Origin of the sequence: Micromonospora violae, from assembly GCF_004217135.1 — a bacterium.
Taxonomy (GTDB): Bacteria; Actinomycetota; Actinomycetes; order Mycobacteriales; family Micromonosporaceae; genus Micromonospora; species Micromonospora violae.
In genome coordinates, this window is sequence record NZ_SHKK01000001.1 from 3,289,938 (window position 1) to 3,313,790 (window position 23,853).

Genomic DNA, 23,853 nt, shown 5'->3' on the forward strand with positions numbered 1-23,853 from the left:
GGATCCCGGGCCCGCCCCGACCGGGCAGGCGACCACGCCATGTCCCGCAAACCCGCCATCGTGGTCGTCGGCGAGGGCGGGGAAGCTGGCCGCGCTCGCGCTGATGAGCACACCGACCACCGCGTCGCCAGCAGGCGCACCACGTCGCCCGGGCCATCGGCCCGGGCGACGCACACGGTCGGGCGGAGGCCCGATCCGACGGTCTCTTATCCGCCCGCCGGCACGCGGCTCCAGATGTCGTCGCATTCGGCGCACACGGCCTCGGGGATCCATCCGATCCGCATGAGCCCCGCGAAGATCGCGCAGCCCACGCAGAACGCGAAAACGGATTCGAGTGTCGCCGCCACGATCACTGCGCCGAGGACGATGTATGCCGCGAGGTGCTGCCCGAACCCGAGCGCCAGCACAGCGGCGGTCAGGGCCAGCACAGCGCCGATCCCCTGGGCGAACCGCTTGGGCGGCCCGGCGACGAGCTTGGCCCGCACCGGTAGCCGCGGCGTGATCACCCGCGTGACGATCAGGCCGAGCGGGCTGAGTTTGGGGCCGGTGAGCGCCCGCGCGACGAACCCGTACGCGATCAGCGCGCTGATCCAGGGCTGATCCAGCACGATCGTCACCGTGGACAGGATGACCACCCCACCGGCGACGAGTCGGGCGGATACCTCGTTCACGGGGTTGGGGAAACTGAACAGCGCGCTGGCCATGGCGGAATGTTACCGACTATTCCGATAGATTGAGTAGCCTATATCGCTGATCGACCCGACGAACCCGGTCGATCATGGCATTGGCGCGCTGCGCACCGAACCCGGACGCGCGATCGCGCATCACGTCGCTGACCTCGCCCCCGGCGTCCACCTCCCCAAGGCGCTCCACCTGTTCCCATCGACGCAGTGGATGACACCCGCGCCGTCACCGGTAACGGTCGCGATGCGCGGGGACGACCCGCGAGCGCTGGAGATCGTCGGCTCACTCGTAGGCGACATCGGAGGCATCCCTGCCGTACTCGGCGGACTGGACCGGGCACGCCAACTGGAGGAAGTCGCCGGATTGTCGTCGCGCTCGCCGTCGAACCGCAGTCGGCAATCCCTGCGGTTCCGCAGCACACAGCACACCAAACTCCCCAATCTTGAGCCATGACATCCACTCATCGGCCAGAAGCGGATGCGCCACGCCGCTGGTGAGCCCCACAACGCACCGCCGCTGACGCGCTGTGGCCCGAGGGACGTCGGGCACAGTCTTTGCCGGCTGTCGGGAACGGGCATCGCGGGTGGGTTGACGCTTGCTGGAGTGAGAGGCCTTAATCTCTGTAGAGCTTCCTAGGACATTACGACGCGAGCCAGGACGGCTACTCCATCAGGTTCGAGGCACGATGGCGCACTCGCTCACCTGGCCGGTGCTCGCGATCCCTACCATGGTCGCTGGCTCGGCAACGGGACCGCCGCTCAGCGGGTCGCGCTACCCGCTGTCGACCTACAGCGCGTTCCAAGTACGCGATGTTGACCCCGCAGCCGCAGATGCACGGGCCTCTCGACGCCTGCTCCGCATTAGCCCGCGCAGGGCGGTGGCCACCCACACCAAGGACCAATCCCGGCCTCCTCGCCGCCATCCGCCGCGGCCTGCGATCAGCAGCTATCGCTGATCACGGGCGACACCAGTGGACGATGGACCGGCCGGGAAGCTAATGGACCGTCACGACGATCTTGCCCTCTGACGTTCCCGCCTCCAGGTAGCGGTGCGCCTCGATGATCTCGTCCAAGCCGAACACTCGGTCAACCGCGGGCCGCAGCACGCCGGTACGGACGCCGGCAGCCAGGAAAGCCGCGACACGTCTGACGATCTCCGGGTCGGTCATGTCAGCGAAAGCCATGTAGCGGTAAACGGTCAGCGACGGGTTCGCCGGGAACGACGCGGGCCTCGGGTCCAGCCAGCCCACGGTAGCCATGGTGCCGCCGAGCTTGGCGGCCAGGGACAGATCGGCCAGGCCCAGGCCCATGACGGCGTCCAGGACGATGTCGACGCCCTTCCCCCCGGTGTGCAGCCGAGTGGATTCGACCACTTCCTCGCGGTCAGTGGCGATGACCGCAGCGGCACCGGCGGCCAGCAGACTCTCTTGCTTCGCGGTATGCCGGGTGACCGCGATGGGAATAGCACCGATCTGGTTGGCGATCTGGATCGCGGCGCGGCCGACACCGCCCGACGCCGCGGTGATCAGGACGTGGTCGCCGGGTCGCATTCCGGCCTTCTCAACGAGCGCGCCGTACGCGGTGAAGTACGCCACCCAAAGCGCCGCCGCACCGAGGACGTCCAGACCGGTGGGCCGGGGTACCACCCGGCTCGCCACTACCGTGGTGTATTCGGCGTAGGCACCCTTGGTTTCGAAATCGGGGACGGCGCTGAGGATGACCGGATCGCCGACCGCCAGCCCGGTGACACCGGAGCCCAGCGCGTCGACGACGCCGGTCCCCTCGATGCCCAGCCGGGCGTGCGGCAACTGCACGGGCCGCGGGGACTGGCCGGCGCGGACCATCCGGTCGAGCGGGTTGACCGCGAAGGCCTCGATCCGGACGCGCACCTCGCCCGCTGCAGGTTCGACAACCGACTCATCGACGATGCGCAGAACGTCGGGACCGCCGGTCTCGTCGAACACAACTACTCGTGGCATGGATGGCTCCTTCAACTCTCAGTGGGGGGTACGCCCAAGAACGCTACGGAGCCGATAGGAACCCACTGGTAACTTTTGACCTCGTGCACAACGCCCCCGGACAGGTCTTCCTCGCCGACTGCCCCACCCGCCTGGCGGTCGAGATCATCGCCGAGAAATGGGCGGTGATCGTGCTGTTCGCGCTCAGCCTCGAGCCGCAGCGGCCCAGCGACCTGGCCGAGCTCATCGGCGGCATCTCGCGGAAGGTCCTCACCCAGACGCTGCGCCGTCTTCAGGCATACGGCTTGGTCGAACGGCACGCCTACGCCGAAGCGCCCCCGCGCGTCGAGTACAGCCTGACCAAACTCGGAGGCACCCTGGTCGAGCCGATCAAGGTACTCACCGACTGGGCCCGCGACAATGGAGAGGCGATCGTCGACTTTCAGGAGAAGAAGCAGCGCTGAGAGGCCGCTTCGAGAAGGGTGATGCCCCGTCCTCCATCGACGTCGGGGTTCGCGACGGCGTGGCACCACCGGCGAGGCATCGGCCCCGGATAGCACCACCCGGCCATCGCGGGCCTCAATGCCGAACTCGACGCAACCGCCGCCACAGCGCACCGCGTTGGTGACAAGCTCGCTGGCGACAACCGCCGCCGCGTCAAGCCACGCCGCGTCCCGGAAACCCTAGCCATGCAGCACGGCGGTCACCGCGCGCCGTGCCGCTGCAGGCGCATACACACCAAGGGGCATATCGAGGGTAGGCGGTCAGGTCACCCATCGTTGACTGGACCGTCCTCTGGTACGGATAGGCGGCAAGGCGGAGCTACGCAGTCTGGCATGAGTAGGAACAGTGGGCCACCGGACGTAGCCGAGGCTGACCGTGCCGGTCGTGCCATGAACAGCCGGCACGGGGTACGCGATCCAATGTACCCGATACCACCCGAAAGGGTGACATCGATGCGCGAAACGAGCGTTCCTCCTACTCTGGACGTGGGAACCAAGACGGGGTAGGTGTGCCGATCGTGGAGGTCCTTATGGCGACGAGGACGACGGCTGAACCGGGACCGAGCATTCTTTCGTCGTGGGCTGCCGGGCAGCGGAAGCTACGGCCACAACGGTTCACCCCGCCTGCGGGCGGACTGCGCTTCGCGTTCTATGGACGGATGTCCACTCGACTTTCAGGATCGGGCGTCGTCGTGCCGGTGGCAGCGTGGCTACGCCGGCGACTTGGTCGCCGGTCATGGCCGGATCGTGGTGGAGTTCTTCGACGAGGGCGTCTCCCGCCGGGTGCCCTGGCCGGACCGGCCGCGGGCGGCACGGCTGCTCGCCGCGGTGGCGGACGCGGCACGCGGGTTCGACGCGGTCGTCGTCGGTGAATACGAGCGTGCCTTCCACGGCCAGCAGCTTGAACAGTTGACCCCTACCCTCGTTCGGCACGGCGTGCAGTTGTGGCTGCCGGAAACCTATGGGCCGGTGGACTTCGACAACCCGCGGCAGCTGGCGTTGCTGGACCTGCTCGGTGTGCACTCCCAGCGGGAGGTGTCCCGAGCCCGGCATCGCACGACCGCGGCCATGCGCGCTCAGGCAGAGTTGCAGGGCCGACACCTCGGCGGCCGGCCACCCTACGGCTACCGGCTCGCCGACGCCGGCCCCCATCCGAACCGCGCCCACGCCGCCTGGGGACGGCGCCTACACCGCTTGGACCCCGACCCTGCCACCGCACCCCACGTCCGGTGGATCTTCGAGCAGCGGCTCGCCGGCCGGAGCGTGGCCAGCATCGCCCGCGCCCTCAACGACAACGGCGTCCCGTGCCCGTCCGGCGCCGACCCAGCGCGTAACCCCCACCGCAGCGGCCGCCAGTGGATGCTGACCACTGTCGCGGCGATCCTGGCCAACCCCCGTTACACCGGGCGGCAGGTCTGGAACCGTCAACGCACCGACCACGACGACATCGAACCGGACGGCACCATCACCAGACACCACGAGATCCAACGGTGGAGCGCCTCCACCGACTGGGTCATCTCCCGCGAGATCGCGCATACTCCGCTGGTCAGCGAAGAACACTTCGTCGCCGTCCAGGCAATCCATACCGCACCGACCCCAGCCGACGGCATCCCCCGCCGCTATGTGTTGGCCGGAGTCATCTGCTGCGGCGTGTGCGGCCGAATCATGGACTCCCACTGGGTCCACGACCGTGCCAGCTACCGATGCCGACACGGCAACACCAGCACCCGACCCACCTCATCGAGACGACAGAAGACCCTCTACGTCCGAGAGGACCATCTCCTGGACAGGATTCAACACGACAGCTGCCTGCGTCGGCATCACCCGGCGATGCGCGACCAGGATCCAGACAGCGTCGCGGGCTACCTGCGGCTCAACAACATGATCATCGTGTGTGACCACGACGCCTGGACCATCGAAACTGACACGGCGGTCTTCCCGCTCACCGCCCCGACGAGCGTCCTGACCCGCACAGCAAAAATCCCCGCCCAACGGGACGGGGATCGCTCGAAACGCGAAGAGAAATCACGCTTCGTGGGGAAATAACGTGTCCGAGGGATTCGAACTCTTGTACGTATCATCGGTGCTCCATTTCGGGTGCACATGCTCATAGATTACGGCACGTTCAGGGTTGGCTCAACCTCGCGCGCTCATTACCGGGCGTGAGCATTAATCGAAGTTGGGCCGCGTATGGTCCAATCTTGCCAGCCAGCGGGCTCGGTTATCGACAGACCGAAATGAACGTGCAGGCACCAAGCTTGAGCCCCACCGCAGGGGTCCTGGTGAGTTTCGGTCGACCGGCGTTGACGGCAACCCGTGCCGCTCGCATTCTTCGGTAGCGAGCGCACCAGGTTCACCACCTTCGCCGAACTCTGAAATCCACCACAACCGCGCGCAGCGCCAGAGACCCAGCGCCGATCAGCGCGATGTAACGAGGTGTTCCTGCAACGCGCGGATCTGCGCTCGCACCGCCACGGCGAGGGTCTGGATCCGGATGAGTTGCCCGACCGCCGCGGTGTCGGAGCTGGGGTAGACAGTCATGGCGACGTCATAAGCCCCGACGAGCAGGCTGGCATACCAGGCCAGGGCGGGCCTCGAGGCCACCCGCACCTGCTTCGCGCAGAGCATCACTCCACTTGACCCTGCGCACTCTGATCGATACTTTCCGTGCATGACTCAACACGCGTTGCCCCTGAGTAGAGGGGACCTCGATCGGGCCTCGGGCAGCATCCGCTCATGGCTCCCCCGCGCATCAGCCCTGAAGCGTTACAGCGAATGCAGTGGCAAATCCCCTCTGGACGCCGATCGGTGCCAGGAGCGTCCGCCACGGGAGGTCGCTACCCTTGGCCCACTGTGACGCCTGTTGTCTGCGTCTGAAGCTCACGAAGATCAAGACTTTGCCGAAGCATTACGGTGAAGAGACGTACGGCTGGCTCAGCCACGGCGCCCAGAAGGAATGCAATGGCTCGGGAACGACTCGTCACACTGCGGATCGTGATATCCCAAGACAGTGCAGGCGTCCACGCAGCCGTCAGATCTGTCCATCCTGCCGTCGCACGTCCCTGACGCTGAACAGGAACGGCAGATTCCCGAAGCACCTCTCCCCCGACGGCACCAACTGTTCCATGTCCGAGGCGAACAACCGCAGATAGGATTCTGAGCAAGCGCCGCGCATGACGGTCACGTTTCACGCGCTACCGGCGGACAGGTGAGAATCCTGCCCAGAGGCCTGGGCCATCGGAAGTGATCAGGTTGACCACCGTGCCGCATCATCCGAAAAGTTCGCGGATAACTCCCATTGCTCGTGGCGAGATCGCTTCGTCGGGGAAAAAGTCGCTGCACAGACGTATAGCGTCGTCCACCGTCGTTACCTTGGCCAGCGCCGCCAGGGCGCGAAGGTCGTCCACGTCGCGGGTTCGCGCCGCGAGCGCTTTCATCGCGAAGATGTGCTCCGGCGAGGCGGCCATCACGCGCAGGCCAGGATGGTCGAAGACTCGCCGCTTGCCCGGGTCGTCCTTGCCGGAGACATACACGCTGGCCTGCTCGTTGAGCCACCACGGCGGTAGGCCCAGTTCGTCGGCCACTGCACGCGCCTCATCGAGGACGACTCCGTGCGGAACGAACATCGCGTCGACGTCCCTGGTAACCCGTTTCGCGTCGTAGGCGAGCGCCATCGCCGCACCACCCACGATGAAGATGTCAGCGACGACTCCGCGGCGGACAAGCCGGTCGCCCAGGTGAGCGAAAGCGTGTTCGAGTTCCGCGCGCCCCATGAGGACGCCGTCTGATCCGCTCACGCCGCGGCCAGGTCGTGAACGGAGAGGTACACACCGTGCTTCCGGAATGCAGCCGGGGCCCATGCCAGGGCGTCGGCCCGGTGGATGGCCAGTTCGGCCGGGAACCATGCCCGGCGCAGAACACGTGCGTCGACCCATGTGGGCGGGGCAAGATCTGCCTGAGCCAGCAGGTGCTCCGCGAGCGCGGCAAGCAGCGCGTCCCACCGTGGGTCTCCGGTTAGCCCGGGCTCATCTCGTAACAGGTCGACCCTGGTTTCGGCGGGTTCCCAGCGGTACTCCTCCAGAAACTCCCATACGAGTTTCCAGCGAGTCTGGTCGGTGTCCGCGGATGCCAGATGGGTGGCCAACCTGGCCAGACTCATCGGTTCGTAGCTGGTACCCATCGGGCAAGCCTCACCTTCGAGCCGACGGCTTCATCCGTTGCAGACTATCGCGATGCCGCCCGCGAACACCGCAGAGGTGAGATGGCGACGGGTGCCCGATTTTGGGCCGCGACCCTGCTCGGAGCGTTCACTCATACTGCACGCACGGCATCACCCTTGTGATCTTGGTTGTAGGCAGCGCAGCCTGTGACGTTGCCTGTCAACTAACAGGGGGTGCATGCGAGCGTGACTCTCAGTCAGGACGCGATCGAGCAGACGACGAAGTTGGTCGAGTTTCTCGCTGAGGTGACGGCCGCAGTCGAGCGGGACCCAGTGTGCGACATTCTGGAAGACCCGGACGCGCCTGATCCCGTCATCTGGCTCGATGCCCTACCGCGGGGCGTTCAGTGGATGGCTAGCCCTGCCGATGATGTGATCATGCGGCTGCGTCCGTCTCGGCCACCGACGGAGCCGGCGCCGCCGGAGTTGCTGCACGAGTGGATCGACATGGACTCCGTGGGCGGGTTCGCTGGTTCTGCGCCGCGCCTGGGAGTGTGGATATCTAACGGTGTTTCCGGCCTGACCCATCGGGCGTTGTGCCTGGTGAGGGTGCCGTGATGACTGCGACATTGAACGATGCGACCGGACGTAGGAAGCGGCCCGAGCCGTCGGCGGAGGCGAAGGCGTCACCGACGCATCGGCTGCACCTTACGCCGACGGCCGTCGTCGCGGCATCCGGAATTCGCGCGGGCTTCCAGGCGCCGTCGGCACGCCCGCCGCAGCGCTGTCGCCTGCCGGCACCTCTCGGACGACGGGCCGGGAGGTGCCGGCATTCCTGGTCGCGTGGATCGAGGCCGGTCAGCCGTTACTGATCGTGACGACCAGTTGCTGCTCCCTCTGGTGTTGACGGATCGAGTACGTCACGGCGGCCGCCCAGATCGCGCAGATGACCGCGTAACAGCCATAACGGACGGCGGCCGGGGCATTGAACCAGTCACTGCGGAGCAGGGTTCGGCTGTTGGTCAGCACGATCACGCCGCCGACCGCGGAGCCGAGCACCCGGGGCGGAACCATGCGTACGAGCCAGGCCGCCACCGGCGCGGCGACCATCCCGCCGATGAGCAGCGCGGTAACCCAGCCGACGTTGACGTTCTCCGCACCGATACCGACGAGGAAGCCGAGGCTCGCCGCGACAGCGACCAGGAACTCGCTGGTGTCGATCGATCCGATGACCTTGCGTGGTTCGAGTCTGCCGCTGGCCAGGATCGCCGGGGTGCCGATGGGTCCCCAGCCGCCCCCACCGGTGGCGTCGACGAAGCCGGCGAGCAGGCCCAGTGGACCGAGGAATCGCTTGCGCAGCGGCTTGCCCACGTTGCCCTTCGCCAAGCCGAAGGTGGTGAAGCGGACGAGGAGGTAGCTACCGAGGGTGAGCAGGATCAGCGACATGATCGGTGCCGCCGCGTCGGTGGAGAGGCTGGACAGGAAGGTCGCGCCGGCGAAGGCGCCGATCGCACCCGGTATGCCGATCCGCGCGACGACCTTCGCGTCGACGTTGCCGAATCGCCAGTGGGCGGCACCCGAGGCGAGGGTCGTGCCGATCTCGGCAAGGTGCACGGTGGCGGAGGCGGCGGCGGCATGCACGCCGACGGCGAGCAGCAGGGTTGTCGAGGTCACGCCGTAGGCCATGCCGAGACTGCCGTCGACCAGTTGGGCGCCGAGACCGACCAGGGTCAGCAGGAGAATTTTGCGCATGAGGGACCACCAGTTCGTCGGGGGCAGGTGGAAGCGGAAGCAGGTTGCTCAGGTTGGACAGGCCGGTGGGCGGCCCGCCGGCGAGGTCTTGCCGGTCCGGTGATGGCCGACAGGCACCTGGCGGTGCCGCTGCGCACGCGGGCGTGGCGACCCATCGACCCCGAGGGTGTCGAGGAACGGGCGTACGGGGGGATGGCGGGAGCTACCGCCACGAGGGTTCGCGAAGCACGCCGCGCCCGGCGCGATGACAAGGCATTTTATCGATCGATTCCCCTCCCTTCCGGTCGGTATTCGGGCCATTCAACGGGAGCCGGTCCGGACCAATTCCATACTCAGCAGATAGGAATGGTTCCGGCCCAACCAAACCGACCAGATAAGAGTGCTTTTACAAACCGGATCGGCAAGTCCATAGTGATTAGCATCACTTTCTTTGCCAGGTAAGTAACATTTCGGAAGTCAAAGTGTGTCGATAGTTAACACACGCCCTGCGGCTGGAACGAGGCCGTCGGCCGCCCACCCGAGGCCAGGCCCCCTGGCCAGTGGGCGGAAGATGTCCCGCGCCGGTGCGGAAGCACCGAAAGAAACCGCAGGCCAGGGGTCTAGTTAGAGAGAGTTAACTGAGCCGTAACTAAGCTGGCTTAACTTAATCGGAGCCCGAGATCGATAGACGACAATTCGCTGCGGGCAGCAACCCCGGTTGATCATCTTATTCATTCGGTCGCGTCCGAGACCCGGCGCCCAATGAAGTGGGAGTCCGATGAGCCCTGCACCGAACACGCGCGATCTCGTAATCGCGATCAGCGCCGGTAGCCTCCTCGAACCCAGTCCCGGGATCGTGACCGCCGCCCACCACGGCGGAGGTCACGGCGTCCTGGACCTCGCCTCCGGCGACAGCTGGACACTCACCGCACTGGCCCAGGCCGCCGCCGGTTCGAGCGGGCCGATCGGCGTACGTGTGCCGGCCGGCTGCACCGCCACGCCGGCCGACGTGGACCGGGCGGGTCACGGCCAGGTCGACCTCCTGGTCCTACCGCTGGATGCACCCTGGTCACTGGCCGAGGTGGTCGACAGGTACCGAGTACTCGTCGAGGTGACCAGCCTCGACGATGCCCGGTACGCCGCCGCCGCCGGGGCGCACGGGCTCATCGCGCGGGGCATGGAGGGTGGCGGCACAGTCAGCGAGCTCAGCTCGTTCGTCCTGCTCCAGCAACTGGCCGCGGCCGACGACCTCGACCTGCCGATCTGGGTCGCCGGCGGCATCGGCCCCCGCACCGCCGTCGCCTGTGTCATCGGCGGCGCGGCCGGCGTCGTCCTGGACAGCCAACTCACCCTCATGCCGGAGTCGGAGCTCCCGGCGGACGTGCGGGGCGCGATCCGTCGGCTGGACGGGTCCGAGACGGTCCTGGTCGACGGAGTACGTGGGATCCGCCGGGGCGGTCCGCACGACAGCGCCTCACAACTGCTGCCGATCGGCCAGGACGGCTGGCTCGCCGCCGTCTTCGCCCGGCGCTGGCCCGACACCGCCGCCGCCGTACGCGGAATCCGTGCCACCCTCCTGGAAGCGCTCGCCGAATCGTCTGCCGGGGACGCCCTGGCGCCGGGTGCCGCTCTCGCCGACGCCCTCAACGTGCGGATACCGGTGGTACAGGGCCCGATGACCAGGGTCAGCGACGAGGCCCCGTTCGCGGCCGCGGTTGCCGCCGACGGCGCGCTGCCCTTTGTCGCGCTCGCGCTGTCCGGCGCGGAACAGTCCCGCCGGGTGCTCCGGGAGACCGCCGATCGACTGGGCGAGCGGCCCTGGGGCGTCGGGGTGCTCGGCTTCGCGCCCGACGAACTGCGCGCGGCACAACTCGAGGCGATCCGGGAGATCAGACCCGCGTGCGCGGTCATCGCCGGCGGCCGCCCGTCCCAGGCCACGGCCTTGGAGCAGGACGGGATCACCACCTTCCTGCACGTACCGTCACCGGGGTTGCTGCGGCAGTTCCTGCGGGCGGGGGCGCGCAAGTTCGTCTTCGAGGGCGCGGAGTGCGGCGGGCATGTGGGGCCACGGGCCAGCTTTCCCCTGTGGGAGGCACAGCTGCTGGTACTCGAAGAGTTCCTGGCGGAGGCGCCGGACGACGCCGGGCGGCTGCAACTGCTGTTCGCGGGCGGCATCCACGACGCCCGATCGGCCGCGATGGTCGCCGCGATGGCAGCCCCGCTGACCGGCCGCGGAGCGCAGATCGGGCTGCTGATGGGGACCGCCTACCTCTTCACCCGCGAAGCGGTCTCCGAGGGCGCCATCCAGCCCCTGTTCCACCGTACGGCCATCGCCGCCACCAGGACATCGCTGCTGGAGACCGCCCCCGGACACGCGACCCGCTGCCTGCCCAGCCCGTTCGTGGACGACTTCCACAGCGTACGGGAGGAGCTGGAATCGGCCGGGGTGGAGAACCGCCAGGTCTGGGAGCACCTCGAGCTGTTGAACGTCGGTCGGCTGCGGATCGCCAGCAAGGGCGTACGCCGGGAGGACGACGGCCTGGTGGAGGTCGACGAGGCGGTGCAGGCCGTCGAGGGGATGTTCATGGCCGGCCAGGTCGCGGTGCTGCGTCACACACCGACCACGGTCGCGGAGCTGCACGCACAGGTCACCACCGAGGCACGGGAGTTCCTCGCGGTACGGACCGCCGCGCTGCGCGCCGAACTCGTCCCACCGACCGTGCCGGTGGACGAGCCGGCCGCGCCGCTGGACATCGCCATCGTCGGCATGTCCTGCGTCCTGCCCGGCTCCCCCGACCTGCACAGTTTCTGGCAGACCGTACTCAGCGGCACCGATGCGGTCACCGAGGTGCCTTCCGACCGATGGGACGTCGACACGTACTACGCGCCCGAGGTCGACCCGGGTCAGGCCGGTCGGATCAGCGTCTCCCGGTGGGGTGGGTTCATCGAGCCGGTCCCGTTCGACGCGATCCGGTACGGGATACCCCCGGCGGCGCTGAGCAGCATCGACCCGACCCAGTTGCTCGCGCTCGAGGTGGCACACCGGGCGCTCGTCGACGCCGGATACCCGTACGACGCGGCCGGCGCGGACCACCGTCAGACCGGGGTGGTGTTCGGGGCCGAGGCCGGCAGCGACATGGGTCACGCCCAGACGCTGCGGACCATGCTCCCGGCCTACCTCGGGGAGGTGCCTGCGGAGTTGGAGGACCAACTCCCCACGGTCACGGAGGACAGCTTTCCCGGCGTCTTGGCCAACGTCATCGCCGGCCGGATCGCCAACCGTCTCGACCTCGGCGGTCCCAACTACACCATCGACGCCGCCTGCGCCTCGTCGCTCGCCGCGATGGACGCCGCCTGCAAGGAACTCAGCGCCGGCAGCAGCGACCTGATGATCTGCGGCGGCGCCGACCTGCACAACGGCATCAACGACTACCTGATGTTCACCTCCGCGCACGCCCTCTCCCCCACCGGACGGTGCCGCACGTTCGACAGCACCGGCGACGGTATCGCCCTCGGCGAGGGGGTGGCGTGCGTCGTACTGAAGCGGTTGGCCGACGCCGAGCGCGACGGCGACCGGATCTACGCCGTGATCAAGGGCATCGGAAGCTCCAGCGACGGACGTGCGCTAGGGCTCACCGCCCCGAGGGCGAGCGGGCAGCGACGCGCCCTCGACCGGGCCTACCACCGCACCGGGGTCTCGCCCCGACAGGTCGGTCTGGTCGAGGCACACGGCACCGGCACGGTGGTGGGCGACCGTACCGAACTGGAGACCCTGACCCGGTTCTTCGACGAGGCCGGCGCGGAGCCCGGTAGTTGCACGCTGGGCTCGGTGAAGTCGCAGATCGGGCACACCAAGTGCGCCGCCGGCCTGGCCGGCGTGATCAAGGCGAGCCTCGCGCTCTACACTGGAGTCAAGCCACCCACGATCCACCTGACCCGCCCCAATCCGGCCTGGAATCCGGCACGCAGTCCCTTCGCGTTCTACACCGACGTCCGCCCGTGGGTCGCGCCGGCGGCCGAGCGGCTGGCCGGGGTGAGCGCGTTCGGATTCGGCGGGACGAACTTCCACACCGTGCTCAGCGCGTATCCGAACAGCCCGGAGCCACGGCACACCCGGCAGTCCTGGCCGGCGGAACTGTTCTGCTTCTGCGGTGCCGACCGGCCCGCGGCACATCTTCGGGTACGGCGGCTGCTGGAGATGCTGTCGAACCGCGACGAGCTGGGTCGACCGTGGTCGTTGCGTGACCTGGCCGCGTCGCTGGCCGACGAGGCCGACCACCGGGCCGGCCCGGTCCAGATTGCCGTCGTCGCTCGTAACCGGGACGAACTCACCGAGCTGTTGGGCCGTGCCGTCGCCGGCGAGCACGACCCGGCACGCGGGCTGGTCCAACCGCCGGACGACCCGGAGCCGGGCAAGGTGGCCTTCCTCTTCCCCGGTCAGGGCAGCCAGCGGCCGGGTGCGCTCGCCGAACTGTTCGTGGCGTTCCCCGAGCTGCGGCACTACCTGCGCCTCGGCGCCGAGTGGGCGGACCTCCTCTTCCCACCCGCGGCGTTCGACCCGGAGACGGCGCGCGAGCAGGAGGACCGGGTACGCGACACCCGGGTCGCCCAACCCGTCCTGGGCATCGGCGGCCTCGCGGTCGACCACCTGTTACGTCGGCTGGGTGTCCGGCCGGACCTGACCGGCGGACACAGCTACGGGGAGCTCGTCGCGCTCTGCGTAGCCGACGCGTTCGACCCCGAGACCCTGCTCGCGCTGAGCCGGCAACGGGCCGATGCGATCCTCGCCGCCACCGGCGACGATCCGGGCACCATGGCGGCGGTCACCGGCACCGCCGAGCAGGTGAGCCAGGTGCTCACCGCATCGGGACTGGCTGGCGAGGTCGTGCTGGCCAACCGGAACACGCCGACACAGGTCGTGATCTCCGGGCCGACTCCCGCGGTCGGGTCGGCGGTGGCGGCGCTGCGCGAGGGCGGGCTGTCGGCCCGTCAACTCTCCGTCGCGTGCGCGTTCCACAGCCCGGTGGTGGCCGGCGGCACCACCCGTTTCGCCGAGGCGCTGGCGTCCAGCACGGTACGGGAGCCGGCCATCGAGGTCTGGTCGAACCACACGGCCGCCCCGTACGACGGCGACGCCGACCGGGTACGTGAACGGCTCGCCGCGCAGATCGGCGCGCCCGTGCGCTTCGTCGAACAGATCGAGGCGATGTACGCCAGCGGCGCCCGGACCTTCGTGGAGGCCGGCCCCGGTCAGGTCCTCACCAAACTGGTCCGGGCCATCCTCGGCGACCGGCCGCACCTGGCGGTCGCCACCGAGCCCCGCCCCGACGACGGGCTGCGCGGCTTCCTCGTCACTATCGCTCAACTGGCCTGTGCCGGCGTCCCGGTGCGGACCGGTTGGTTGTTCCAGGGCCGCGACACCGCGGACCTCGCGGCGGTCAAGCCGGGCCAGCGTCCGTTCTGGACAGTGGACGGCCAGCTCGTACGGGATCAGTCCGGGAACACCCTGCCCGGCGGAATGACGCCCCCACGACGGATCAAGGAGTTGTCGATGACCGCTTCGAACGGGACCGCCTTCAGTGGTCGGGACAGCCGCGACGAGTTGCTGAGCGAGTTCCTCCGCACCAGCCGGGACATGATCGCCTCGCAGCGGGACGTGATGCTCGCCTACTTCGGCGACGGCGTGGGTGGACGACTCGTGTGGCAGCCCTCGCAGGCGTACCCGCCGGTGGTGCTGCCGGGTCATGGGACCGAGGTCGCCCCGGCCGCGACGACGACGGCGGTGGTGGCCGCTCCCCCGGCCGCACCGACGGGCGGGGGCGAGGTGGCCGCCGTGGCGGTCGCCGCGTCCGGTCCCGACTTCCAGACCGCGATCCTCGACGTGATCAGCGAACGCACCGGCTACCCGGTGGACCTGATCGAACTCGACCTCGACCTCGAAGCCGACCTCAGCATCGACTCCATCAAACGCGCCGAAGTCGCCGGCGAAGTCGCCGCACGGCTCGGCCTCGCCGTCGAGGGCGACGAAGCCGAACTCGAAGACCTCGTCAAGGCCCGCACCGTACGCACCATGGTCGACTGGCTCAACCAGAAGACGCAGGGGGTGACCGCGGCGGCACCGTCGCCGCGTAACGGCACACTGGCCCCGTCGCCCGCGCCACGCGCCCTCACCGCACCGATGGTGGCACCACCCGCAGGAGCGCCCTCGGCGCTGGCCACCAGGAGCCCGGCCGTCGCACCCGCGCCAGTCCCCACCGTGTCGGTCACCGCCCCCGGTAGGGCCGGGATCACACCGAAGCGACTTCTGCCCCTGGCGACGGTGATCGCGGGACCTCCCGGCGCGGACGCCGACGCCCCGCAGGCCGGGCAGCCGGCCGACGTGCTCGCCGGAACACGTTTCCTCATCACCGGCGCAAGCCCGACACTGGCGTACCTCGCCGAACTGCTTCAGGAGCAGGGCGCGGCCGGGCAGACGGGTGTGGTGGACGAGAGGCAGGCCGACCAGCTGGCCGGCTTCGACGGGCTGATCCTGCTGGACGGTCTGGACGGCGCCGGAGCACCCCTGCTGCCCGATATCTTCTCGTTCCTCAAGCAGGCGCTCGCGGCCGGTCCCCGCTGGCTGCTCGCGGCAGGACCGGTCGGCGGGACGGAACGTAGCGACGGCCTGGCCGGCCTGTTCCGTACTATTTCCAGGGAGTACCCACAGGTCGCGGCCCGGTGCGTCCAGGTCGACGGTGCTGCCGATCCGCAGCAGATCGCCCGACACCTGATCGACGAGCTGCTGGTCCCCGGGGAGACCCCGGCCGTCGTGCGGCGCGAGACCGAGCGGACAACCGTCACCCTCACACCGGTGGCGCTGGGTGCGGTGGCGACCAGCGGTGCCGGGCCGGCCGGTGACGGTGCCTCCGAGGCCGCCGCGATCGGCCTCGACCGGGATTCGGTGGTGGTGCTGGTCGGCGGGGCTCGCGGGATCACGCCATGGTTCGCCCGCGCAGTGGCCATGGCGAGCCGCTGCCGGATCGAGCTGGTCGGCCGCACACCGCTGCCGACCGAGCCGGAGGATCCGGACCTGGTGTCGGCGCGGGACAAGGCATCGTTGCGTGCCGCGCTCGCCGGCCGGGGTCTGCGGTCACCGGCGCAGATCGAACACACCGCGCAGGCGATCCTGGCTGCCCGCGAGGTCGAGACGACCCTCGCCGAACTGCGGGAACTGGGCAGCGAGGTGCGCTACCACGCCCTCGACGTGCGGGACGCGTCGGCGATCCGCCGCCTACTGCTGGACACCGAGCATACGCACGGTCGGGTCGACGGCGTGGTGTACGCGGCCGGCGTGATCGAGGACAAGCTGATCGCGCAGAAGGACCCACAATCGTTCGCCCGGGTGTTCGGCACCAAGGTCGATGGTGCCCGTACGGTACTGGCCAGCCTGGACGAGCTGAACTCGCCGCCTCGGTTCGTGGTGCTGTTCGGCAGCATCGCCGCGGCATACGGCAATCGAGGTCAGAGCGACTACGCCGCGGCGAACGACGCTCTCGACGCGATCGGCGCCCGCTGGGCGGCCAGCACCGGCAACCGCTGTCTGACCGTGCACTGGGGCCCGTGGGCACCTGGCACCGGGCACGGCGGGATGGTCAGCGACGAGCTGAGTCGGGAGTACGCGCGCCGCGGCATCGAGCTGATCGACCCCGAAGCGGGTGCCTTCAGCCTGCTGAGCGAGTTGGCCTGGGGCGACCCGAAGATCAACTCCGTGGTCTACACCGCCTCCGGCTGGTGATCGTTCAGCGGATGCGGCGGCACCCGCGCCGTACACCCGGTACGCCCATCGACGGTGGAGCGAGAGGTCGAAGATGAACACGAGTACCGATCGGAGCGACCCGATCGCGATCGTCGGGATGGCGGCGGTGATGCCCGGCGCCGGCAACCTGGAGAGCTACTGGCGCAATCTGGTCGACGGGGTGGACGCGATCACCGACGTGCCGGCGCACCGGTGGGACGAGGAGTTCTACGACCCGGAGCAGGCCCACCGGCCGGACCGGATGTACTGCCGGCGCGGCGGGTTCGTCGACGAGTTCGCGACCTTCGAGCCGCTGCGGTTCGGCATCATGCCCGCCTCGGTGGCGGATATCGAACCGGACCAGCTCATCGCCCTGAACGTGGCCGCCGCCGCGATCGACGACGCCGGCGGCGCGGACCGACTGCCCGGCGGCGACCGGGTCGGTGTGATCCTCGGGCGGGGCGGCATCCTCAGTCCGGCTCAGGCCCGCTACGCCCAACGGGTGCGGATGTCGAGCCAGGTCATCCAGGTGCTGCGGGAGCTGATTCCGGAGCTGGACCAGAGCCGGCTCGACCTGGTACGCGAGAAGTTCGACGAGCGGCTCGGCCCGTACCAGCCGGAGGGGACGATCGGTCTGGTGCCGAACCTGGCCGCGTCCCGGGTGGCCAACCGGCTCAACCTGCGCGGTCCGGCGTACACCCTGGACGCGGCCTGCGCCTCGTCGCTGATCGCGGTCGACCAGGCGATCACCGAGCTGACCAGCGGACGGTTGGACGCCGTCCTGGCCGGTGGTGTGCACCACGTTCACGACATCAGCTTCTGGTCGGTGTTCAACCAGTTGCGGGCGCTGTCCAGGCGCGGCGAGAGCCGGCCGTTCCACCGGGAGTCCGACGGCTTGCTGATCGGCGAGGGCACCGGTGTGGTCGTCCTCAAGCGGTGGTCCGACGCGGTCCGGGACGGCGACCGGGTGTACGCCGTCATCCGGGGCAGCGGGATGTCCAGCGACGGCCGCTCGGCGAGCATGTTCAACCCGGCCTCCTCCGGACAGGTGCTGGCCATCCGGCGGGCGTGGGAATCGGCAGGGCTGGACCCGACCGCGCCGGACGCACTGGGGTTGCTGGAGGCGCACGGCACCGGCACACCCACCGGCGACGCAGCCGAACTGGTCTCGGTGGCCGAGGTCTTCGGACCGCGATCGGGCGACGGGCCACGCCCGGTGATCGGATCGGTCAAGTCGATGATCGGGCACACCATGCCGGCCGCCGGCATCGCCGGTCTGATCAAGGCCACGCTCGCGGTGCACCGGGGGGTTTTGCCGCCCACGCTGCACTGCGACGATCCACGCTCGGAGATGGCCGCGACCCGGTTCGCCCCGATCGCCACCGCCCGCCCGTGGGAGAGCGACGGGCCGCGTCGCGCCGGGGTGAACGCCTTCGGCTTCGGCGGCATCAACGCACACGTCATCATCGAGCAGGCGCCCGAGCCCGCCGGTGTACGGAACCGGCCGACCAGCGGGCCGATGGCGGCGGGTGGAGCGGATGTCGGAGGAGGCGCGGGCTCGACCGTGGCCAGCTCGACGGTTGCGGTGGCCGAGCCGGACCAGGTGCTCTGGCTCGCCGCGCCGGACCCCGTCCGCTTGGCGAGCCTGCTGTCCCGCGACGACCACGAGGTGCGGACCCTCGGCGTCGAACGGGCCCGGAGCAACCGGCCCGCCAACGGGGCCGAAACGTGCCGACTCGGCATCGTCAACCCGACCGACAAGCTGCTGGCCGTCGCCCGCAAGACGGTGGCCCGCGGTCAGGCATGGCGGGGCGGACGGGACATCTGGTTCAGCCCGTCGCCGCTGTTGGCCTCCGGCACCGGGCGCCTCGCCTTCGTCTTCCCCGGCCTGGAGGCGGAGTTCGCGCCCCGTACCGCAGACATCGCCGCGCACCTCGGACTGCCGGATCGGCAGTGGTCCGCCTCGGACCTGGGCCGGCACGGCGCCGGGCTGATCGAGGTCGGCAAACTCCTCGACAAGGCGCTGCACCACATCGGCGTGCAACCGGACGCGGTCGCCGGACACAGCATTGGCGAGTGGACCGCCGCGGCGACCAGTGGGCAGATCAGCACGGCGGCGATGGACGAATTCCTGGAACTGTTCCACGCCGACTCGGTCGAGGTGTCCGGATACGTCTTCGCCGCCGTGGGAGCTGGCGCGGACCGGGTCACCCCGATGCTCGGTGACTTTCCGGGTGTTCTTCTCTCGCACGACAACGCCCCGGCGCAGTCGGTGGTGAACGGCCCCGAACCCCAGGTGGACCGGCTCGTAGAGGCCCTGCGTACGGAGAACGTGCTGTGTCAGAAGCTGCCGTTCCGGTCGGCCTTCCACACTCCCGTGTTCGTCGACGGCCTGCAGTCGATCGGCGCGGCGCTGCGCCGGTGGGAGGTACACCCGACCCGGATACCGGTCTGGTCGGCGACCCTGGCGGCACCGTTCCCCGCCGACGAGGCGCAGGTCAATGCCCTGTTCGTCAGGCACATGATGGAGCCGGTCTGGTTCCGTCAGACCGTGGCGGCGATGTACGACGCCGGGATACGGGTCTTCCTCCAGGTCGGTGCGGGACAGCTCGCCTCGCTGATCAGCGACAACCTGCGCGGGCGCGAGCATCTCGCGATGCCGGTCAACGTGAAGCACCGCAGCGGGCTGGACCAGCTCCGCCGGGTCGCCACCGCGATCTGGGTGGAGGGCGGCAGCCCGAACCTGACCGCGCTCGATCCACCGTTGGCGAAGGCACCCGCGAAGCCGGTACGCCGTGGCCCGTCGATTCCGCTGGACCTCGGTGGCCCACTGGTCCGGCTCGGGGCGGGCGCCGCCGGTCTGCTCGGCGTGTCAGCGGGCGGCACCCCGCCGAGCCACCTATCCGCAGGTCCGCCGAATCACGGTGCGGCCGTTCCGATCGGCGCCTCGCCGACGGTTGGGGCGGGTCGCCAGCCGGAGCCGGCGGGTACCGGCGTCAACCCGGCGGCGGCGCTTGCCGCCCTGCACAGGTTGACCGGGCGGTCCAGCGCGGCCGCGGAACTCGCCGCGCTGTTGCAGGACACGGCTCGGGACGCGGTGAACGTTCTGGACGCGGCCGCCCGACCGGCTCCGCCGGTAGCGCCGCGCCCGGATGTCGGACAACCCCCGGTCGCCCAGCCTGCCGGATCCTCCCGAACCGCCGCCCCCGCGGGCCCTACCATCGGCAACGGCGTTCCTCCGGCCAACGGGGTCGCCACCGGCAAGGCGGTCAGCGGCAGCGCGAGCAACGGCGACCCGGGTACGGTTCGGCGGATCACGTTGCGGGTCTCCGTCGAGAACATGCCGTACCTGAGGGATCACTGCTTCTTCGTCCAGCCACCGGACTGGCCGAAGATGGAGGACCGGTGGCCGGTGGTGCCGGCCACCACCCTGGTCCAGCACATGGTCGACGCGGCGGAGCAGGCCATGCCGGGCATGCGGGCGGTGGGCGTACGCGACGCCCGGTTCAACCGTTGGCTGATAGCCGAGCCCGGTCAGGACGTCGAGATCGCGGTGAAGCCGAGCGGTGACGGCCTGTTCTCGGTCACCTTCGGCCCGTACGCCCGGTCGACCGTGCAACTCGCCGCGGACTATCCGGCGGACCCGCCCGAGGTGTGGCGGCACGATCCCGCGACCGAGCGGCCGCCACGGATCAGCGCCGAGGAGATGTACGCCGAGCGGCTGATGTTCCACGGCCCTCAGTTCCAGGGCATCACCGCCGTACACGCCCTCGGTGACATGCACGTACGGGGGGTGGTCACCGCACCCGTGCCGCCGGGCGCCCTGCTGGACAACGCGCTACAGCTGATCGGCAACTGGCTCATCACCACACAGCCGTTCCGTACCGTCGCGTTGCCCGTGGGCCTGGGCCACATCCGCTACTTCGGTCCCCCGCCGGCACCCGGTACGGACCTGGAGTGTGTCGCCCGGGTGCGCTCGATCGACGACGCACAACTCGTCGCGGACACCCAACTGGTGGTCGACGGCCGGGTGTGGGCACAGATCGAGGGCGCGGTGGACCGGCGCTTCGACAGCCATCCGCAGGCCCGGCCGGCGGAACGGTTCCCCGAGCGGCATCCGATGTCGCTGATCCAACCCGAGGGCTGGACGATGGCCTTCGACTGCTGGACCGACCTGGTCACCCAGGGCATGGCCGCCCGCGGCATCCTGGGCTCGGCCGCGTACGCGGACTATGAACGGCAGCCCGCGCGGTCCCGCAAGCAGTGGCTGTTGGGCCGGATCGCCGTGAAGGACGCCGTCCGGTTCCGGTTGTGGGAGGACGGGCACCGGGACATCTACCCCATCGAGCTGACGGTCGGCAACGATCCGGACGGGCGACCCCGGGTGCACGGACGTCCGGGCCGTGACATGCGCGAGTGCGATGTCTCGCTGGCGCACTGCGCGGAGATCGGCGTCGCGATCGCGAAACCCCGCGGGCCGGCGTCGCCACCCGACGCGCCTGGCGTCGGCATCGACGTCGCCGAGATCACCGACCATCCGGAGAGCACCCTGCGCTTCGCCCTGACCGACGGGGAGACCGCCCTGCTGGACTCGCTCGGTGGCGACGCCGAGGAACGGCGGCACTGGTTCACCCGGTTCTGGGCCGCCAAGGAGGCCGTCGGCAAGGCGGAGGGGACCGGACTCGACGGGCGTCCGCGCCGGTTCGTCGTGACAAGCGCCACGGACACGGTGCTGACCGTCCACGTCGGTGGCCGGAGCTACCCGGTCGAGCACCGCGAGGTCGGAAACCCCGAAGACCTACCGCCCCGACGGTACGTGGTGGCCTGGACCTGGGGCCCGCGGACCGGGACCGATCAGCCGTGACCGGCATCCACTCCCGACCAGTCGAAGGAGTACCTCCCATGGCCGCCTCGCACGCCGACATCCTCGCCGAGCTCACCGAGATCATCCACGCGGTCCTCGGTGACTTCGCCGCCGATGAACCCATCACCATGGACACCACCTTCCGCGACGACCTCGGCATGGAGAGCATCGACGTCGTCTCCCTCGCCGGCCGGCTGCAGGCCCGGTACGGCAACACCGTCAACTTCGCGCACTTCGTCGCCAAACTGGATCTGGAGACCGTGGGCGAGCTGCGGGTCGGGCAACTGGTCGAGCACATCGCACGCTCCCTCGACGCGAGCCCCACGGTCGTCGAGGCGGTCCACTCGTGACGACGATCCGGGCCAACGGGATCGACGTGCACGTCGAACACCTTGAACCACCGGCCGCAGAGCCGGGCGAGGTCGGCGCTGGCCGGAGTGCGCCGCCGGCCACCCTCGTGATGATCCACGGCATGGCCTCCGACAGCCTCGCGAGCTGGTATTTCACGCTGGCCAAACCCTTGGCCGACGCCGGGCTGCGGGTGCTGATGTATGACCTGCGGGGGCACGGCCACAGCGAGCGGCCACCCACCGGCTACGCCCTCGACGACTTCGTCGACGACCTGTCGGCGATGCTGACCACACTCGACGTCACCGGTCCGGTGCACCTGCTCGGCAACTCGTTCGGTGGCACGATCGCATTCGCCTACGCGGCCCGCTACCCCGACCGGGTCGCCTCCGTCGCGGCGATCGAATCCTCGCCGCCGACCCCGGCGTGGATGGCCCGGGTCGCGCGCCGGCTGGATCGGGCCGCGAACCTCCTGCCCCGGCCGGAGGCGCTGGCGCAGATCAGCGCCGGTCGGGGGGAACGGGTGGCCCGGCGGGCCAGAGCAACCGGCGAGATGCTCGTGACGACCACGCTGGCCCGGGACCTACCGGCCAGCGTCCTGCCCAGTTTCGCGCAGATCAGCGCGATCGGCGTACCGGTGCTCTGCGTCTACGGCGCGAACTCCGCGGTGGTCGAGCTGGCACCGGCCGTGGTCCGGCTGCTACCGCAGACGCGGACCGTGGTCCTACCCGGCGAGAAACACACAGTCCTGGTCGACCGGCCGGAGGCGGTCCGCCGGCTCGTCCTGGCCTGGCTCCGCGAGGAGTGCTCCGTCGAGGTGGCCAAGGTGGCCACCGCCCCGTGACAACCCCACGTGCAGGAGGTCCTCGGATGGACACCCCGGTCACCGGCAGGTCGATCATCATCAGCAACGGCCGGTGCGGCTCGACGCTGCTCTCGGACCTGATCGCGGAGCAGCCCGAGACTCTCTCGGCGCAGGAGTTCTTCATGTGCGTCGCACCCTGGGCGCGCAGTTCCGAGGTACTTACCGGGGCCGCGTACTGGGCGGTGCTGAGCAGCCCCAAGGCGGAACTCACCACTCTCTTCCGGATCGCATTGCCGCCGAAGGAGGTGCGCTATCCCACGACCGGCAGGTGGGCCGACCGGATGACCGAGCTGCCGCGAATCCTCGCCATCACCCTGTCGAAGCTGACCCCCGACCCGGACCGCCTCTTCGACCAGCTCGCCGAGCGGGTGCCGGACTTCCCGACGCAGTCGGTTTGCGACCACCACCGGATGTTCCTCGACCTGCTGGCCTCGGTGACCGGCAAGCGGCGCTGGGTCGAGCGTTCCGGCGGGTCCAGCCACGTCGCTCCGTACCTGTTGCGGGCATTTCCCGAGGCGAAGGTGGTGTATCTGACCCGCGACCGGGAGGCGACCGCCCGCTCGATGAGCCAGCACTCGTCGTTCCAGCTGATCCAGCTGCGGGTGGAGTTCCTCGGCCGGTGCGGGCTGGATCCGTTCCGGATCGAGCCCGGCCAGTCGGTGCCCGAGGACCTCAAGCGGTACCTGCCGGACCGGCTCACCGCCGACCTGCTCCGGGATCGGGGCCAGGACCTGCGCCGCTATCTCGGTCTGAGCGCGTTCCTGACCAGCCAGGCCGAGCAGGCGCTCACCGACCTGCCTCCGCGACACCTGCACCGGATGAGCTACGAGGACCTGGTCGCCGACCCGGTCGGGCAGCTCGGTCTGCTGGCCCGGTTCCTGGAGTTCGAGGACTGGGAGGACTGGGCACGGCGGGTCGCCGGACGGGTGGTCAGTCCCGCTCGGTCCCGCGAGGTCGCCGCGGCCTGA

At 69.5% G+C, this 23,853-nt stretch carries 14 protein-coding genes; 8 read left to right on the forward strand and 6 right to left on the reverse strand.

Features of this window, described 5'->3' with window-relative positions:
- Positions 1-206: 206 nt before the first annotated feature.
- Complete coding sequence (locus EV382_RS14620; protein WP_130402343.1) at positions 207-704, reverse strand: DUF4395 domain-containing protein; 498 nt, start codon at positions 702-704, stop codon at positions 207-209.
- Between the two features lie 974 nt (positions 705-1,678).
- Positions 1,679-2,647 carry a zinc-dependent alcohol dehydrogenase family protein gene (locus EV382_RS14625; protein ID WP_208758418.1) on the reverse strand — a complete coding sequence of 323 codons (969 nt, stop codon included), beginning with the start codon at positions 2,645-2,647 and terminating at the stop codon, positions 1,679-1,681.
- A 98-nt stretch (positions 2,648-2,745) separates the two neighbouring features.
- Here EV382_RS14625 and EV382_RS14630 point away from each other — a divergent pair, with 98 nt between their 5' ends.
- Together EV382_RS14630 and EV382_RS14635 are read left to right on the forward strand one after the other, a co-directional pair.
- Positions 2,746-3,105, forward strand: a complete 360-nt coding sequence (locus EV382_RS14630; RefSeq protein ID WP_130402345.1) for a winged helix-turn-helix transcriptional regulator — start codon at positions 2,746-2,748, stop codon at positions 3,103-3,105.
- A gap of 762 nt (positions 3,106-3,867) precedes the next feature.
- A complete protein-coding gene (locus EV382_RS14635) occupies positions 3,868-5,190 on the forward strand; it encodes a recombinase family protein (protein ID WP_244236691.1) in 1,323 nt (440 codons plus the stop codon).
- A gap of 372 nt (positions 5,191-5,562) precedes the next feature.
- Here the strand turns inward: EV382_RS14635 and EV382_RS14640 are convergent, their stop codons facing one another.
- From EV382_RS14640 to EV382_RS14650, 3 genes are all read right to left on the reverse strand, one after another.
- On the reverse strand, positions 5,563-5,748 hold the full coding sequence (locus EV382_RS14640; RefSeq protein ID WP_130402349.1) for a hypothetical protein: 186 nt from the start codon (positions 5,746-5,748) through the stop codon (positions 5,563-5,565).
- A gap of 665 nt (positions 5,749-6,413) precedes the next feature.
- Complete coding sequence (locus tag EV382_RS14645) at positions 6,414-6,941, reverse strand: DUF6036 family nucleotidyltransferase (protein WP_130402351.1); 528 nt, start codon at positions 6,939-6,941, stop codon at positions 6,414-6,416.
- Positions 6,938-7,324 carry a hypothetical protein gene (locus EV382_RS14650; RefSeq protein WP_130402353.1) on the reverse strand — a complete coding sequence of 129 codons (387 nt, stop codon included), beginning with the start codon at positions 7,322-7,324 and terminating at the stop codon, positions 6,938-6,940. Before EV382_RS14650 ends, EV382_RS14645 begins: the two co-directional genes overlap by 4 nt.
- Before the next feature lie 225 nt (positions 7,325-7,549).
- On the opposite strand from EV382_RS14650, the gene EV382_RS32730 reads away from it, so the two are divergent.
- Positions 7,550-7,921, forward strand: coding sequence for a hypothetical protein (locus EV382_RS32730; protein WP_165435795.1), 372 nt, complete (start codon positions 7,550-7,552; stop codon positions 7,919-7,921).
- Positions 7,922-8,161: 240 nt separating this feature from the next.
- On the opposite strand, the gene EV382_RS14660 is transcribed toward EV382_RS32730, so the two are convergent.
- On the reverse strand, positions 8,162-9,055 hold the full coding sequence (locus EV382_RS14660) for a sulfite exporter TauE/SafE family protein (protein WP_130402355.1): 894 nt from the start codon (positions 9,053-9,055) through the stop codon (positions 8,162-8,164).
- 757 nt (positions 9,056-9,812) lie between these two features.
- Between EV382_RS14660 and EV382_RS14665 the strand changes: the two genes are divergently transcribed.
- The 5 genes from EV382_RS14665 (at position 9,813) to EV382_RS14685 (ending at position 23,853) form a co-directional block, all read left to right on the forward strand.
- Complete coding sequence (locus EV382_RS14665; RefSeq protein ID WP_130402357.1) at positions 9,813-16,808, forward strand: type I polyketide synthase; 6,996 nt, start codon at positions 9,813-9,815, stop codon at positions 16,806-16,808.
- Between the two features lie 73 nt (positions 16,809-16,881).
- Positions 16,882-21,672 (forward strand): type I polyketide synthase, encoded by a 4,791-nt coding sequence (locus EV382_RS14670; protein WP_130402359.1) that lies wholly within the window; start codon positions 16,882-16,884, stop codon positions 21,670-21,672.
- A 38-nt stretch (positions 21,673-21,710) separates the two neighbouring features.
- Complete coding sequence (locus EV382_RS14675) at positions 21,711-22,022, forward strand: acyl carrier protein (RefSeq protein ID WP_130402361.1); 312 nt, start codon at positions 21,711-21,713, stop codon at positions 22,020-22,022.
- Positions 22,019-22,864 carry an alpha/beta fold hydrolase gene (locus tag EV382_RS14680; protein ID WP_130402363.1) on the forward strand — a complete coding sequence of 282 codons (846 nt, stop codon included), beginning with the start codon at positions 22,019-22,021 and terminating at the stop codon, positions 22,862-22,864. The genes EV382_RS14675 and EV382_RS14680 overlap by 4 nt, the downstream gene beginning before the upstream one ends.
- A gap of 26 nt (positions 22,865-22,890) precedes the next feature.
- Positions 22,891-23,853: a sulfotransferase gene (locus EV382_RS14685; protein ID WP_130402365.1), complete on the forward strand. Its 963-nt coding sequence runs from the start codon at positions 22,891-22,893 to the stop codon at positions 23,851-23,853.

What these genes read in the sequence shown, in the direction of transcription:
- EV382_RS14620 (WP_130402343.1), bottom strand. Translation starts at nt 704, where the DNA reads ATGGCCAGCGCGCTGTTCAGTTTCCCCAACCCCGTGAACGAGGTATCC.
- EV382_RS14650 (WP_130402353.1), bottom strand. Translation starts at nt 7,324, where the DNA reads ATGGGTACCAGCTACGAACCGATGAGTCTGGCCAGGTTGGCCACCCAT.
- EV382_RS14660 (WP_130402355.1), bottom strand. Translation starts at nt 9,055, where the DNA reads ATGCGCAAAATTCTCCTGCTGACCCTGGTCGGTCTCGGCGCCCAACTG.
- EV382_RS14665 (WP_130402357.1), top strand. Translation starts at nt 9,813, where the DNA reads ATGAGCCCTGCACCGAACACGCGCGATCTCGTAATCGCGATCAGCGCC.
- EV382_RS14670 (WP_130402359.1), top strand. Translation starts at nt 16,882, where the DNA reads ATGAACACGAGTACCGATCGGAGCGACCCGATCGCGATCGTCGGGATG.
- EV382_RS14675 (WP_130402361.1), top strand. Translation starts at nt 21,711, where the DNA reads ATGGCCGCCTCGCACGCCGACATCCTCGCCGAGCTCACCGAGATCATC.
- EV382_RS14685 (WP_130402365.1), top strand. Translation starts at nt 22,891, where the DNA reads ATGGACACCCCGGTCACCGGCAGGTCGATCATCATCAGCAACGGCCGG.